Raw genomic sequence first — 15,922 nt, 5'->3', positions numbered from 1 at the left:
TGCCAACTGCCAACTGCCAACTGCCAACTGCCAACTGCCAACTGCCAACTGCCAAATGACTAAACAGTTCCCCATCCGGGCGGCGGTAATGCGACTTGTTCATCAATTTTTGAGTGAGAAACTCTCTGCATACTAGCCGACAGCCAGATGAACATCTCTCGAAAATCTAATCCTCTCAATTTTACAGGCGTGCGCTCGACAATTTCCGCCAGACGGGCGATATTAGCACCTTCCACTCCGACAGCAAAAAACGCCACGCGCTTATTAGTTTCTTCCTGTTGAATGCGCTGTGCTGCTATTTCCACAACATCATCTGATTCGCCTTGAGGTTCACCATCGGTAATCATAAATACCCACGGGCGATAGTAGGTGATCCCATTGTTGCGGTATTCAGATTTACGGGCGGCAATCAAATCTAGTGCTAGCTGAATGCCGGCGCCCATGTGGGTTTGTCCTTGAGCAGTCAGCAGCGGTGTCTCGAACTGGTCGGCGGTCACGAAGTCTTGCACAACTTTGATATTATTGTCAAAGGAAATAATCGCGACTTCGACTCGCTTTTTAGCTAGTTCGTCTTTAATTAGGTCATTCCTAAAAACTTCCAGCCCCTCATTCAAGGCATCTATGGGTGCGCCTTGCATGGAGCCCGATGTGTCCAGCAGGAGGACGCAGGGACAGCGCGGCTCTGGGTTTTCGGCAAATTCTACGGCTTCGTCTAGTCTCATGGTTCGGGGTTGACCTTGGAGTGGCTCGGTTTTTAGGTTGGTTACTTTATAGCAGAAGGAAGAAGGAAGAAGGAAGAAGGAAGAAGCGATCGACCGCATGGGTTAGGAGCATTAATCACGTTCTAATCGTCTCGATCGCATTTTACCATTTCCGTGAAATATAGCGTGTTAAATATCTGAAGGGCGATGGCTTACGCCCCGCTACGCTACGATCTTGTGTTCATCCGCGTGCATCCGCGTGCATCTGCGGTCAAAAAAACAAATTCATTCCTGTCGGTGGTAACATAGGTTGATAGTATTCCTGCAAAATAAGGATAAGTCTGATGATTGCAAAAATCAGCTTTGACCAATTTCTTGTAGAATGTCCCGAAGATGGATTATACGAACTGGTGAACGGAGAGATTATCGAAATATTTTCAACCAGAAATCATATTGATGTTGCTAACTGCATCTTAGACTCTTTTCACGCTCAAATAAAAAACCTGAGCTTAAATTATGTAGTGACAAGCAAAACAGCTATCAGAACTGTAACTAAAGCCGGAGTCGAACAAGGACGGAGACCCGATGTCAGCGTAATCGATCGCGATTTGTGGTATTCTGACCGTTCTGCCTATGCTGCTATGCGCGAACCAATTCAGTTAGCGGTGGAGGTAACGTCAATGAATTGGAATGTCGATTATATTCATAAATTGGATGAGTATCAGCGTCTAGGAATTGCCGAATATTGGGTTGTCGATTATTTAGCAATTGCTAGCTCTAAATTCATCGGAAAGCCAAAAGTTGCGACTATATTTGTCCACCTTTTGGATGCAGACGGTAACTATCAAACAACTGCATTTAAGGGTAGCGATCGAATTGTGTCGCAGACTTTTCCAGAATTAACGCTGACAGCCGAACAGGTGATGAATGTTTAAATTGGTTTGCTCTAGAGAGCCAGTCCGTCAATCTATACAAAATTACTGCAAATATGAAAACTGGTTCTGATAAAAAAGCTATTAGTGCTTGGGATTACAAACCTTGGTGGTGTCAGCCTTGGTCGATTCTTTTGACTGGCACGAGTCTGATTTCCGGTAGTTGGTTTTTGCTAAAAACTGTTTGGATAACTGTTTTAGTCGCGATTCCTTTATTAGCTTGGATGGGATTTTTCTTATTAGTTTGGCCGAAGTTGATGGTGTCTAGCGGTGCTTTAGATTCTCATTCAGATTAGGTTTTGGTGGTGCGCTGTTTGAGTAAGGTGCGCCATCAGTGCTCTACGTTTCTAGCAAAGTCTCGATCCCCCTAAATCCCCCTTAAGAAGGGGGACTTTGAAAAGTGGACGGTTTCGCCCTTAACAAAAGGGGCTTTGACGCTCTTGTCCCCCCCTTTTTAAGGGGGGCTAGGGGGGATCGATGGCCTAACGATCAAACAGTGTTTCGCACCCTACAATCACCCTACTTTTGCGGGTAATAGTCTTGAATTGCTTTCACTTCCATCGGGTGAGATTTGAGCGATCGAATTCCCGCTGCTGTCGCTTTGGCACCGGCTATTGTCGTAATAATCGGGATTTTGTAAGTCAAAGCTGTGCGGCGGATAAAGATGCCATCGGCGCGGGATTCTTCGCCGGAAGGTGTGGTAATAATTAGTTGGATATTCTCATTCTTGATCGAATCCAACAAATTTGGCCGCCCTTCATGCAGCTTCAATACCAAATCTATATCTAAACCTTGCTCTAGCAAAACTTTCCGTGTGCCGTGGGTTGCTACTATTTTGAAACCCAATTCCAAGAATTCCTTGACAACCGGTACTACTGCTAGTTTATCCCGATCGCGCATCGAAACCAACACAGTTCCCGACAACGGCATCACTTGGCCTGCGCCAAGTTGAGCTTTGGCAAATGCTTTGCCAAAATCTGTGTCAATCCCCATGACTTCGCCAGTCGATCGCATTTCCGGCCCTAACAATGTATCAGTTCCTGGGAACTTAGCAAATGGTAGCACAGCCTCTTTCACAGAAACGTGAATTGGTACAATCTCTTTAGTAAAACCTAAAGCTTCCAGAGTTTGACCTGACATGACTCGCGATGCCATTTTTGCCAGCGGAACCCCGATCGCTTTTGACACAAAAGGTACTGTACGAGAAGCCCGCGGGTTAGCTTCCAAAATGAAAACTTGTTCGCCTTGTACAGCAAATTGAATGTTCATCAACCCGATCACTTTCAGGGCTTTTGCTAGTTCGATTGTCTGGCGGCGGATTGTGACTAAAGCTGCGTCGGGAAGGGTTTGGTAAGGGATAGAACAAGCCGAGTCGCCGGAGTGGATACCCGCTTCCTCGATGTGCTCCATAATACCGCCGATGGTGACATTGCCAGTAATATCGGCGATCGCATCTACATCCACTTCGATCGCATTTTCCAAGAACTTGTCAATTAAAATCGGATGATCCGGTTCTACAAGCACCGCGTAGGTCATGTAACGTTCCAATTCTGTATCGGAATAAACAATTTCCATGCCCCGCCCGCCCAACACGTAACTCGGCCGCACCACCACCGGATAACCGATGCGCCCAGCTACTATCAAAGCATCCTCAAAACTCCGCGCCAAACCGTTAGCTGCTTGCTGAATATCCAATTCCCGCAGAATCTTTTCAAATCGCTCCCTGTCTTCAGCAGCATCAATAGAATCCGGCGAAGTTCCCCAGATTTTTGTTTGTACGTCAGGATGATTTTCGAGAGCCTTTTGTAAAGGAATCGCCAATTTCAGCGGCGTTTGTCCGCCAAATTGAATGATTACTCCTTCGGGATTTTCCGCCTCAATGATATTGAGAACATCTTCTTTAGTTAGCGGTTCAAAATACAGGCGATCGCTTGTATCATAATCTGTTGAAACCGTCTCCGGGTTCGAGTTGACCATAATTGTTTCAAACCCATCCTCACCTAGAGAATAGGAGGCGTGACAGCAACAATAGTCAAACTCAATCCCCTGTCCGATCCGGTTCGGCCCACCACCTAGAATCATCACTTTGCGCTTAGTAGAAGGCAAAACTTCCGACTCCGGCGCGAGACTGTGGCCAACGGGCGAAATCTTCTTTTCTTCATCGCCCAATTCCCAAATTGCCGCTCCCACTTCGTAGGTGGAATAATAATACGGTGTAAACGCTTCAAATTCAGCGGCACAGGTATCAACTGTTTTGTAAATCGGTATTACGCCCAAATCTTTGCGGTAAGCGCGAACTTCATCTTCCGATGTTTTTGTAGCATAAGCAATTTGGCGATCGCTAAATCCCAACTGCTTCACTTCAAACATTGTCTCTTTTGTCAACTGCTTGAGCGTTGTTCGTTTCAAGAACTTCTCTGCTTCCAACAATTCCTGCATTTTATCCAAAAACCAGGGGTCAATTGCTGTGAGCTCGAAGACTTCTTCCACCGACATTCCCATCATCATCGCGTGGCGGACTGTAAAAATGCGATCGGGATTTGGTGTCCGCAATCCGGCGCGAATTTGTTCCAAACTCGGCAATTTTTCCGGTTTGTCGCACCCGAAACCTGCGCGGCCAGTTTCCAATCCCCGCAGCGCTTTTTGGAAAGATTCGTTGAAGCTGCGCCCGATCGCCATTACCTCTCCCACTGACTTCATTTGCGTCGTCAGAGTCGGTTCGGAACCTGGAAACTTTTCAAAAGCAAATCGGGGAATCTTCGTCACCACGTAGTCAATTGTCGGCTCAAAAGACGCGGGAGTTTTCTTGGTAATATCGTTGGAAATTTCGTCTAGGGTGTAGCCTACTGCTAATTTTGCCGCCATTTTGGCAATGGGGAAACCGGTTGCTTTCGAGGCCAAGGCAGAGGAACGAGAAACCCGTGGGTTCATTTCAATTACAATGAAATCTCCGTTAACTGGATTCACCGCAAATTGAATGTTAGAACCGCCAGTTTCCACTCCGATTTCGCGGATAATTTTAATCGAAGCATCCCGCAGGCGCTGATATTCTTTGTCGGTAAGAGTTTGGGCTGGTGCGACGGTAATCGAATCGCCGGTGTGAACGCCCATCGGGTCGAGATTCTCGATCGAACAAATAATCACTACATTATCTGCCAAATCCCGCATCACTTCCAGTTCGTACTCTTTCCAACCAATCAAAGATTGTTCGATCAAGATTTGCGATACGGGACTCGCGTCAACACCACCTTGGGCCATTTCTTCAAACTCTTCTTGATTGTAAGAAATACCGCCTCCCGTACCGCCCATTGTAAAAGCAGGACGAATAATTAACGGATAACTGCCGATTTGGTGACCGATTGTTTTGGCTTCTTCGAGATTGTTAGCAATTCCCGAAGGACAAACGGCGACACCAATTCGCGCCATCGCTTCTTTAAATAACAGTCGGTCTTCTGCCATTTCAATTGCTGGCAATTTAGCACCAATTAACTCGACGTTGTACTTTTCTAAAACGCCATTTTTAGCCAATGCAACTGCTAAATTGAGCGCCGTTTGACCGCCCATTGTCGGCAAAATTGCTTGTGGTCTTTCTTTGGCAATAATTTGTTCGAGGATGCCCGGTGTTAGAGGTTCGATGTAAATGCGATCGGCAGTTTCTGGATCGGTCATAATCGTTGCAGGGTTGGAATTCACCAGAACAACTTCATAACCTTCTTCTCGCAAAGCTTTGCAAGCTTGCGTCCCCGAATAATCAAATTCGCACGCTTGGCCGATAACAATTGGGCCGGAACCAATGAGAAGAATCTTTTTTAAGTCTTGACGACGGGGCATAGGTTCGTAATTGGTAATTGGACAGGATTAACGATAAATTTGATGTTTGGCATCAATCTTAGAAACAGACTTTTTGAGCTGTTCCATCAAAAGCTTACTCAAAATAGTGCAAGTTTTGTTGTTAAGTTGAAATTGTGCACCATTATCAGCATTTTGGAAGCAGAACCTCGCGACTCCGGCTGGCAGACACCGCCAGCTAGGGAGAAATATTGATAGCAAAAGGGTGCAGTCGATCGCTAAATCCAGACTATTTTAAGTGTTGCGCTCAAATCGTGTTGTAAAATACAGAATCCTGGTATTCCGCCCGATCGATCATTTAGTCCTGGACGCAAGGATAGTCAGAAACCGGGTTTTTTTACGAAAATCCTTGGTTGGAGTCATCAGATTAAGTAAAAAACCCGGTTTCTTTGGTCTTAATGTGTAAGTCCTTGTGCCGTTTCCCTACCGTATGTCATCCAATTTTTAGGGTTTGCGGGACGATCGCTTGATGAGTACACTGATAACTTGTCCCGGCTTTGGGCCTCGCTGCGGCGGACTCCAATCCCCAAAGGCGGCAAATCCCAGTCGATACAACGTGTGGATGGTTTCTGACACGGCTGCGGGGGAACCGACAACCGTTATCTGCACGACTTCTTGTTCGGGTACTGTTGAGCCGTCATTTGGACGATCGGACAAGTTGTCGTCAGGCACGAATTCCTGTGACATAATATGGTCTCCTAGTTTTTGGTTTTTCTGGCGAGGAAAACCCAAAAACCCAGCCGCCCCGCACGATAACACAGAGCAGGGCGGCTACAGAGAGTGATAAAATTCTCCATTAGCCTCCAGACTGCTTGTCCCAGTTTGGCGGTTAGCTGTTCATTGCTGTTACAGCAGCTTTGGACAGTGCAACTAGATTTTTGAGCGACGCCAGCTACTTCCTTTCTAAGCAAAGCAGCCTTAATTCCATAGCGTAGCCATAATGGGGGCCGCAGTCAATCAATTTAAGATTTTGGATTTGAGATTTTAGATTGTCCTGAAAGTTGAGTCGGCGTAGCCTAGAAGTTTCTGCGATTGCTTTCCCGAAGCGCAATGACATACAACTCTCCCACTCTTCCACTCTCCCAATCTTCCCTTCCCCATCTCCTCTCCCTGAATCCAACCGACTAGATGAGGGAATGCGCCGAGGATCGGGTAAAATATGAAATCGTTCCAAAACCTTAAAATCTAAAATCTAAAATACACCTATGGCTAGAACTCCCAGCGAATATTCCGTGCACCTACTGATTGATGGCGGCCACCGCGAAGAAATCCGTTTTGCAACCCTGCAAGATTTTCAACAGTGGTATAAAACCCTGGTTCCCAAACAAGATTCGTCAGAATTTGTTAATGTCCCGATCAAAAATATTCAAGGCGAATACATGGTAATTCGGCCTACCGCTATTCTCGGAATTCGCGTTGAACCGATATTTAGTTCTAGCATCGAACGATACGATGAATGATCGATCGGGAAAGTTATCAATTGAGTAGGAAAGATTGGAAATTGAGTAAGATTTTTCGTTATCAGCTATTGGCGATCGCCTGTTGTATTTTGGCGATCGCATTTTCGGTGCCCGCGATCGCAATTCCGGCGCTGCAACGCATTAGTGTAAGTCAATTACAACCGAGTGAGTTGGAGTCGATCGCCTTTGACGCTCAAATCTGGGGCGAAAATGGCAAACCGGGGGATAAGCAATTGCTGTTAAAGTCGATCGACAACAGCCTCGGTTATCTTAACTCCCAGGCTGCCGCCAGTGCTTACAGCCGCTATCCAGTAGCAGGTATTACGCGCGATCGAGTTAGGCGATCGCTCGATCGATTCCGGCAATTAGTTGTCAGTTCTACAACTCCAGCAGAACTCCAGGAATCTGTCAAGCGGGAATTTGTGTTTTATAAGTCGATCGGCAAAGACAACAAAGGTACAGTTGCATTTACCGGTTATTTCGAGCCGACTTACCCAGCTTCTCGCACGCCTAATTCCGAATACCGTTACCCCCTGTACAGAGTGCCGCCAAACTTGGGTTCTTGGTCGAAACCTCACCCAACCAGATTGGAATTGGAAGGTGCGGATGCTTTGCAGGGAAGTAAAGGATTGTTGCGGGGGTTGGAATTGGTCTGGTTGCGCGATCGCTTCCAAGCATTTCTCGTCCACGTCCAAGGTTCGGCGAAGTTGCAGTTAGCAGACGGCGGCGTAATGACAGTGGGTTTTGCGGGCAAAACCAGTCAGAGTTATACAGGTGTCGGGCGAGAATTAGTTAAGGACGGCAAGTTTACTTTAGAACAGCTAACATTGCCGAAACTAAACGAATATTTTACCAATTTTCCGGCAGAAATGGACAAGTATTTGCCGAAGAATCAAAGTTTTGTGTTCTTCCGAGATACTAACGGCGCACCTGCTACTGGCAGCATTGGAGTGCCCGTAACTGCCGAAAGGTCGATCGCAACGGATAAAGTGTTAATGCCCCCCGGCGCGCTAGCATTAATTAGCACGAAACTGCCCTATCCCAATGCAGCGGGGAAACTCGAACAAAGTGCCGTAAATCGGTATGTTTTGGATCAGGATACGGGTGGTGCAATTAAAGGCGCGGGCAGAGTTGATGTATTTATGGGGACGGGTAACTCGGCGGGCGATCGGGCGGGTTATATCAACTCTACTGGAGAACTGTATTATCCGCTATTAAAGTAGGAACAAAGCGAGTGGCCATAAACCGGGTTTTTACCAAAATTATTCGCAATCATCGATAGATTAGGAAAAAACCCGGTTTATTCGATATTCACGAGTGGCCATAAACCGGGTTTTTACCAAAATTATTCGCAATCATCGACAGATTAGGAAAAAACCCGGTTTATTCGATATTCACGAGTGGCTAGCAAAACAGAACAAAATAGAAACAACCCCACCCATCACAACCCCACAAATGCTCAACAAAATTTGGCAATTCCTCAAAGGACTAATCCAGCGCCTATTGGGAACTACACCCCCACCTGCGCCACCACCTGCGCCCCGCCCCACCCTAACAGACGCGGAATACGAGTCGAAATTCATGGAAATCCTGGAAGGGGTGAATGCCGGCTGGAGTCGAGGGGATGTCGCGGGATTCTTAATCGCAAAACGCCTGAGAGATGGTGAATTGGCCGCTTGGTTGCGACGGTTTGGGAGTGGATTGTTTGAGGGCGAACATGATGACACCGCTGCTACGGATGCGGTGGTTTCGCTTCAGGAATTGGCGCAGCGGCTGGGTTTGTTGGGGAGATTTGGTAGCGGGGAATTGTCGCAGGTAGCGGGGGATCTTGGGCGGGAGATTTTGACGCGATTTCCGCTGCCGGTGGTTGAGGATGATGGTGGGTATGGGAATGTGATTGAGGCGGTGTTTGTTGGGGATGGTTTGGGTTTTTCTGGGGATGGGAATCGCAGGGATGCGGAGGATGAATCGGAAGTTAATTTAGATGCTGATGCGTGGTGCTATCGAGGGAATGAGCAGTTTGAAGAAGGAGATTTTTTAGCTGCGATCGCATCTTACGACAAAGCCTTAGAATTCAAACCAGATTTACACGACGCCTGGAACAATCGGGGCGGTGCACTGGATAATTTAGGCAGGTTGGAAGATGCGATCGCATCTTACGACAAAGCCTTAGAAATTCAACCTGATTTTGACGAGGCTTGGAACAATCGGGGTCGTGCATTGTTTAATTTAGGCAGGTTTGAAGAGGCGATCACATCTTTCAACCAGGCAATTGCTCTCAAACCAGACTACCACGAATTTTTGCACAACCGAGACGTAGCGCAACGTCAGTTAGAACGTTAGAACAAACTGAATAGCCGAACTCGCCTCGCTCCAGCATTTTGGCGGAGTTGGGCGATCGCCATGATATTCTGATCAATTAAGCTAAGCACCGCATCCGTCGGTAATTTTCACCAAAAAACGAGCGAGAAGCCCCTGGCTTTAGACATGGGGAGGAAAGCGGCAGCGACTTCAGTCACCTAACATCTGTGTGCTCAATTAATTCCTTCATAGAAGAAGATAGGCTACGACAGATTTGACCCGTGCTGTAGATAGATCTAGAGTACGGGTCAAATCATGAATACAAACAGAATTATAATATTTATTGTTGACAGAATGAAATCCTACTATGCTAGTATGCTGTAACAAGGAGGAAAAAGAATATGTTTGGATGTCAACAGAATTTAATCAGCCCAACTAAAGACTTAAAAGCAATTCTAGAATTCCTGTGCAACGAGTCATCGAAGTTGACGAACTGCGGAATATATTATGCTCGTCAAATGTACTTTAAAACAGGCAAAATACCGAGTAGGGCCCAGTTGCACAAAGTGCTTGGCACAGAAAATCATAACTTGCATTACAAAGCATTTTATTCCGATACCGCGCAACAGATTTTAACTAGCGTCGCTGAGTCTTTTAAATCCTACATTGGACTACTGAAAGGAATTGGTAAAGGCACTGTAACCCAAAGACCTAGATTGCCAAATTATCGACAAGGCGGTCTAGCTTTAGTGACTTATACAGGTCGCTCTGTCCGGCTTAAGGATGGATTACTGAGATTCCCATTGGGCAGCAAAGTTAAAACTTGGTTCGGCTTGGATGCTTTCTATCTCCCTATGCCTACCAACCTAGACTACAAAGCAATCAGAGAATATAGGATTATACCTCGAAACGGTTCCTTCTATTTAGAGTTGATTTACAAATCGAAAGATGTCCAAGTAGAGGTAGATCAATCCAATGCTTTGATGATAGACCACGGGATGAACAATTGGTTGACTTGTATCAGCAATGTGGGGACTAGCTTGATAATTGACGGACTACATCTGAAGTCCATCAATCAAGGATATAACAAGCGTGTTGCGTTTTTGATGAAAGGGAAAGCGAATGGTTACTGGTCAAAGCGATTGGAGCGTTTAACTGAGAATCGCAATCGCACCATGCGAGATGCTGTCAACAAAGCAGCTCGAAAAGTAATAAATCATTGCTTGCTAAATAAAATTGGCACTGTAGTATTCGGCTGGAATGCTGGAATGAAAAATGGTATTAATTTGGGATCTAAAACTAATCAAAATTTTGTTCAGATTCCAACTGGCAGGCTAAAATCTCGTATTTCTCAGTTATGCGAACAGTATGGGATTCGGTTTGTGGAAACCGAAGAATCGTATACGTCGAAGGCTTCCTTTGTCGATCTTGATTTGCTACCTAAATTCTGCGAAAAACCAGAAGGGTGGCAACCAAGCGGTCAAAGAGTTAAGCGCGGATTGTATCGCACTCTTGAAGGTTTGTTGATTAATGCAGATTGCAATGGGGCAGGCAATATCGGTAGAAAAGTAGCGGCAACTTTGGGGATTTGTCTCAAAGAAGTCAGTAGAGGCACATTGATAACGCCTTTGAAAGTCCCTTTGTGGTCTTAGTCAAGAATCCCCCTGATTCATCAGTGGGGAGTATCAAACACTCAAATAAGATGAAAGAGGAATGAAGTCCTCACTACAATCTCAAATCGTAATGACACAAGTAATCGGCATCGACTTAGGCGGCACCGCAATCAAACTCGGCAGATTTAGCGCTGACGGCGTTTGTCACCAATCCTTAACTGTCCCAACGCCTCAACCCGCTACGCCGGAAGCCGTCTTAGCCGCCATCACCGATGCTATTTTACAACTTAATTCACAAGAAAATGCTGTAGGGGCGATCGGCATTGGCACACCAGGCCCCGCAGACGCAGCCGGCAGAATAGCCAGAGTAGCAATTAACCTCAAAAACTGGCATAACGTCCCCCTCGCTGACTGGTTAGAAGCAAAAACCGGACTGCCAACAATATTAGCAAATGATGCCAACTGTGCCGGACTAGGAGAAGCTTGGTTAGGTGCAGGAAAACACTTTAAAAACCTTATCTTACTAACTTTAGGAACAGGAGTCGGCGGTGCAATTATCTTAGATGGTAAACTATTTTCAGGTCATCAAGGCGCCGCCGGAGAACTCGGATTAATTGCCATAAATCCCGATGGCCCAGAGTGCAACAGTGGCAATCGCGGTTCCTTGGAACAGTACGTTTCCGTGCAAGCAATTCGCCGCGAAACGGGTTTAGAACCCCTAGAATTAGCAGATTTAGCAAAGTCTGGAGATGCCAAAGCTTTAGAATATTGGCACAATTACGGACGATATCTCGGTATCGGTTTAGCAAGTCTCATTTATATTTTAACGCCGGAAGCTATTATTATCGGTGGCGGAATTAGTGCCGGTGCAGAGTTTTTCTTGCCAGCAGTTCGATCCGAAATTGAGCGGCGGGTACTCCCCAGTTCTCGCGAATATTTGCAGTTATTGGTGGCCAAATTGGGCAATCAAGCAGGCATCGTAGGCGCAGCAAAACTAGCTTGGCAAGTCGCTCAATAGTGATGAAAAATTAACAATGCAGCGCCTTTGACTGCGCTCTTTTCATCTCTAAACTTACGGTTCGCATCGCGCACATACCACAAAAACAATTAAAATGAATGTTGGGAGTTACTAATAATAATCTCCCTTCATCCTTCATCCTTCTTCCTTCATCCTTCTTCCTTCTTCCTTCTTCCTTCCTCCTTCTTCATGGCAGAGAGTGCCCAGTCATATTTTTAATGTATTCCTGAATTTTTAGATAATCGTCTGAGTTGCCTTCGCGCATGAGAATAATATTAGTAGCACTGTCTGGCAGGAAAAAGCTGATTAGCCTACCGTTCTGTTCGCAAGCAAAAGAGCTAATTCTACTCAGATCGATCGCAAATTCCTTGCGATCGTAATTAATCTTAATCCACGAACCTTTAGAATTGCGATCGATCGTTTTTTTGATGTATTCGAGAACTTGCTTGTAAGCCTCATGATTGCCTTGGGGATTAAGAATAATCGGCTGACTGCTATTAGGCAGCCAAAATGTGATACGCTTGTTATCCAGTTCGCTAGAAAAAGCACTAATAGTGTCAAGGTCAATTATGTATGTACTTTTCTCATAAGTAAATTTGCTCCAATACGCCACAAAAACCTCCTCAAACCTGCGCTTCCTGGTATTTTAGGATAGTTTGACAACTCATACCATTTTAGATTTTAAATTTTAGATTGGGAATGACAGATTCTGTATGAGTTTGGATCTTGCCTACAGTTGCATTCTTTTTTGAAACTGGTATCACGATTGAAATCTCAGCTAAAAAGTTAAGTAAAAATACTAAGAATTTTTACCTTCTGTCTTCTCCCTTCGGGTACTAGCCCCCCAACCCCTATGCTAGGGCAGGGGGTAAGGTTTTTCACTCGTTGAGAATGCTGCCCGATATCATGTCCGGTAAGTGCCACCCTAATCAAATCCTATTCTTGGGTTGGGCGGGTGAGATTACGATCGACTATCCATCCTATTTGAATATTGTCTACTCTCACCCGCCCCCACAGACTTCTAATATATCAGAACTAATCGATCGCAGATGGTATGAGATCAGGCTCCTGCAAGTTTCCCTGCTACTAAGTCGCGAGCCTCAGTTTCTACAAAATCCTGCTTTCCCTGGGTGCTCGCCGCCTGGATAAACCCCTGAAACAAGGGGTGGGGGGCGCTAGGCCTAGATTGGAATTCGGGGTGAAATTGACTGGCTATGAAAAAGGGATGGTTGGGCAATTCAATCATTTCTACGAGTCGGCCGTCGGGAGATGTGCCGGATATTACATAACCTGATTCTAAGAAAAGATTGCGGTAGGCGTTGTTGAATTCGTACCGATGGCGGTGACGCTCGTAAATCACTTCTTTTTGATAAAGTTGGAAAGCTAGCGTATCTGGGTTGACGCGGCACGGATACAAACCCAGTCGCATTGTACCGCCCAAATCGACTACATCTTGCTGTTCCGGCAATAAATTAATTACCGGATTGGTCGTATCTGGGTCAAATTCAGCGCTGTTGGCATTCTCTAGTTGGGCGGTGTTGCGAGCCCATTCAATCACAGCACACTGCATCCCCAAACACAATCCCAAAAATGGTATTTTATGCTGTTTGGCATATTCGATCGCCGCTATTTTGCCATCAACTCCCCGAATTCCAAAACCTCCGGGCACAACAATGCCGTTCATATCTTTGAGATAGTTATCGAGGTTTCCCGATTCTAAATCTTCTGAGTTAATCCAGTGCAAATTTAGGTCGCAGCCGATCGAGATTGCGCCGTGTCGCAAAGCTTCCACCACGGAAAGATAAGCATCGTTCAACCGCACGTATTTGCCAACCAAAGCAATATCAATCTTGTGGCTGGGGCTATACAGCCGTTTGACTAAGGTTTGCCACTGAGTCAAATCGGGTGGCCGCTGTTCGAGTTGCAGCAAATTGATGGTTTGTTCCGCTAAACCTTCCTGTTCCATCATCAGCGGCACTTCGTAGATACTTTTGGCATCTTGGGCGGTGATGACGCATTCTTCGGGTACGTTGCAGAATTCCGACAATTTTTGTTTCAGGCCCAAAGGTAAAGGCCGATCGCACCTACAGACTAAAATATCTGGTTGAATGCCGATCGACCGCAACTCCTTAACCGAGTGCTGAGTCGGTTTAGTTTTCATCTCCCCAGCCGAAGGAATCCAAGGTATCAGCGTGACGTGCATATACACAACATTTTGCCGCCCAACTGCCTTGCGAAACTGGCGAATTGCTTCCAAAAACGGCAAAGATTCAATATCTCCCACGGTTCCGCCGATTTCCGTAATTACCACATCGGGATTAGTATTTTTTGCTACACGAAAAATACGCTCTTTAATCTCGTTAGTGATGTGGGGAATCACCTGCACCGTACTCCCCTGATATTCGCCCCGGCGTTCCTTATTAATCACGGCTTGATAAATGGAACCCGTGGTGACGCTATTGAGGCGAGACATCGAAGTATCGGTAAAACGCTCGTAGTGCCCCAAATCCAGGTCAGTTTCCGCACCATCTTCCGTGACGAAGACTTCTCCGTGCTGAAACGGGCTGAGAGTGCCGGGGTCAACGTTAATATAGGGGTCTAGCTTCAAAATCGAGACAGAGTAGTCCCGCGACTTCAATAGACGGCCCAGGGAAGCACCGACAATTCCCTTGCCGATACTGGAAACCACGCCGCCGGTCACAAACACAAATTTGGTCATAGATTTTCAACTTTAGATGTTTCTATAGTTAAGAGGGTAACACTCAACTCTAAGAGCTAAAATCGAAAATTGTCCAGCAGGGTTTCAGCATTTCTCAAATACGGGTGGGGACATGACGAGTGGGCCATTAGCTCGATCGGGCGGTTGGTATGGGTTTGGAGTGCGATCGCCCATTTCACAACTCTTGCTTGTTCAATACTTCGCTTTTGGAGGAGACGAAGGGCCCGCCAGAGACCAACCCTTTTTACTTTCGTCAAGAATATGTCTGCAAGCGATCGGTCAAATCTGACATACTCGCCAAATCTAAAACAGCCTCTCCTAAATTCTCTAATTGCTCAGCGGATAACCGAGTGATGCGAGCTTGAATCTCCGACGACAGCGGCCCGACACGGCGCTCCAACAGCGACACAACTAATTGCTGTAACTGCTGCTTTCCTTGCTCGATGCCTTGTTCGATGCCTTGTTCGATACCTTGTTCGATACCTTCTGCCAGGGCTATTTTGGTAGCTAGACTAATGGAGCCACGCTGGTCTTGAATCCAGATTTCTCGCTTATCTAACTCATCTAGTTCCTGAGCATTTAGATTTGCTGTACTGGCAATTTTAAAAGCCTGTTTCAGTTCCTCTACATTTCCCAATTCTTCTGGAACAGCCTGTAAAGCTTGAGCTGTTTTCATGAAGTATATCCACTTATCTGTCAAGGTTTCTAATTCATCTAGTTCCTTGTTGAATTTTGGTAACTCCACAAACACCATCTCAAATTGATCTGCTAGATAATCTACTAAAAATGTCTTTTCTTTGAAGATAAAATGCGAAATCACTGTGTCTATGTTCTCAAACATTTTAAAATCTGTAATCGTCAGAGCAATCACAGGGTTTAACTTGCTGTAGCCACTTCCTGTGCTTAGCTGCATTGAATATGTTTTAGTTGCATTATACAAAACCCGCTGCTGAAAGTATTCTACATTCAAAACCTGCATTTCAATGAGCACAGTTTTGTCACCATTAATCTTGGCTTTTACATCCAGGTAAGTGTCTTTGATACCTTTAATGTTTGGAGCTAAATAGGGGTCGATAATTTCTAAATTTTCGATGACTGGCTGTGCTTCGTATAGGAGAGCATTTAAAAAACTAATTAAAATTTTTTTACTGTCATCCGAGCCGAATATTTTTTTTAAAAGCAAATTTGGTTTTGGGGTTGATAAAACTCATGACATTTTTAATTTATTAGAGGTTTAGAGGTTGATGTGAGAATTATTTAAGCTATCTCACTATCATACAATATTCAGCATTGGCTTCGCGGACGATCGCCCAAACCGACCTCAATACA

Annotated in this window: 14 protein-coding genes and 1 pseudogene; 8 read left to right on the top strand and 7 right to left on the bottom strand. The window is 45.6% G+C overall.

Going from position 1 to position 15,922, the window contains the following annotated elements; all coding sequences use genetic code 11:
• Positions 1-59: 59 nt before the first annotated feature.
• Complete coding sequence (locus tag QUB52_RS01560; protein WP_265233733.1) at positions 60-722, bottom strand: vWA domain-containing protein; 663 nt, start codon at positions 720-722, stop codon at positions 60-62.
• 20 nt (positions 723-742) lie between these two features.
• On the opposite strand from QUB52_RS01560, the gene QUB52_RS01555 reads away from it, so the two are divergent.
• The 3 genes from QUB52_RS01555 to QUB52_RS01545 all read left to right on the top strand — a co-directional run bounded on the left by QUB52_RS01555 (position 743) and on the right by QUB52_RS01545 (position 1,929).
• Entirely contained in the window at positions 743-886 is a 144-nt protein-coding gene (locus QUB52_RS01555; protein WP_332972212.1) for a hypothetical protein, read from the top strand.
• 159 nt (positions 887-1,045) lie between these two features.
• On the top strand, positions 1,046-1,636 hold the full coding sequence (locus tag QUB52_RS01550; protein WP_265233734.1) for a Uma2 family endonuclease: 591 nt from the start codon (positions 1,046-1,048) through the stop codon (positions 1,634-1,636).
• 53 nt (positions 1,637-1,689) lie between these two features.
• Entirely contained in the window at positions 1,690-1,929 is a 240-nt protein-coding gene (locus tag QUB52_RS01545; RefSeq protein ID WP_265233735.1) for a DUF6737 family protein, read from the top strand.
• Positions 1,930-2,152: 223 nt separating this feature from the next.
• On the opposite strand, the gene carB is transcribed toward QUB52_RS01545, so the two are convergent.
• Together carB and QUB52_RS01535 are read right to left on the bottom strand one after the other, a co-directional pair.
• Entirely contained in the window at positions 2,153-5,464 is a 3,312-nt protein-coding gene (gene carB / locus QUB52_RS01540) for a carbamoyl-phosphate synthase large subunit (protein ID WP_332972211.1), read from the bottom strand.
• 462 nt (positions 5,465-5,926) lie between these two features.
• Positions 5,927-6,169 carry a hypothetical protein gene (locus tag QUB52_RS01535; RefSeq protein WP_332972210.1) on the bottom strand — a complete coding sequence of 81 codons (243 nt, stop codon included), beginning with the start codon at positions 6,167-6,169 and terminating at the stop codon, positions 5,927-5,929.
• Between the two features lie 518 nt (positions 6,170-6,687).
• Between QUB52_RS01535 and QUB52_RS01530 the strand changes: the two genes are divergently transcribed.
• From QUB52_RS01530 to QUB52_RS01510, 5 genes are all read left to right on the top strand, one after another.
• Positions 6,688-6,942, top strand: a complete 255-nt coding sequence (locus QUB52_RS01530) for a hypothetical protein (RefSeq protein ID WP_265233738.1) — start codon at positions 6,688-6,690, stop codon at positions 6,940-6,942.
• A gap of 41 nt (positions 6,943-6,983) precedes the next feature.
• A complete protein-coding gene (gene mltA / locus QUB52_RS01525) occupies positions 6,984-8,165 on the top strand; it encodes a murein transglycosylase A (RefSeq protein ID WP_332972209.1) in 1,182 nt (393 codons plus the stop codon).
• Positions 8,166-8,397: 232 nt separating this feature from the next.
• Positions 8,398-9,285, top strand: coding sequence for a tetratricopeptide repeat protein (locus QUB52_RS01520; protein WP_265233739.1), 888 nt, complete (start codon positions 8,398-8,400; stop codon positions 9,283-9,285).
• A 359-nt stretch (positions 9,286-9,644) separates the two neighbouring features.
• Complete coding sequence (locus QUB52_RS01515; protein WP_332976097.1) at positions 9,645-10,895, top strand: RNA-guided endonuclease InsQ/TnpB family protein; 1,251 nt, start codon at positions 9,645-9,647, stop codon at positions 10,893-10,895.
• A 91-nt stretch (positions 10,896-10,986) separates the two neighbouring features.
• Positions 10,987-11,874, top strand: a complete 888-nt coding sequence (locus QUB52_RS01510; RefSeq protein WP_332969022.1) for an ROK family protein — start codon at positions 10,987-10,989, stop codon at positions 11,872-11,874.
• 187 nt (positions 11,875-12,061) lie between these two features.
• Here the strand turns inward: QUB52_RS01510 and QUB52_RS01505 are convergent, their stop codons facing one another.
• The 4 genes and pseudogenes from QUB52_RS01505 to QUB52_RS01490 form a co-directional block, all read right to left on the bottom strand.
• A complete protein-coding gene (locus tag QUB52_RS01505) occupies positions 12,062-12,487 on the bottom strand; it encodes a hypothetical protein (RefSeq protein ID WP_265233741.1) in 426 nt (141 codons plus the stop codon).
• Between the two features lie 447 nt (positions 12,488-12,934).
• Positions 12,935-14,593, bottom strand: a complete 1,659-nt coding sequence (locus tag QUB52_RS01500) for a CTP synthase (RefSeq protein ID WP_265233742.1) — start codon at positions 14,591-14,593, stop codon at positions 12,935-12,937.
• A gap of 56 nt (positions 14,594-14,649) precedes the next feature.
• On the bottom strand, positions 14,650-14,850 hold the full coding sequence (locus tag QUB52_RS01495) for a hypothetical protein (RefSeq protein WP_332974869.1): 201 nt from the start codon (positions 14,848-14,850) through the stop codon (positions 14,650-14,652).
• Positions 14,847-15,804, bottom strand: a pseudogene (locus tag QUB52_RS01490) (Rpn family recombination-promoting nuclease/putative transposase). Before QUB52_RS01490 ends, QUB52_RS01495 begins: the two are co-directional and overlap by 4 nt.
• Positions 15,805-15,922: the final 118 nt, after the last annotated feature.

The organism is Microcoleus sp. A6-C6 (genome assembly GCF_036705955.1).
GTDB lineage: Bacteria > Cyanobacteriota > Cyanobacteriia > Cyanobacteriales > Microcoleaceae > Microcoleus.
The sequence above is the reverse complement of the archived record's forward strand: the minus strand, read 5'-3'. Positions and strand labels throughout refer to the sequence as shown.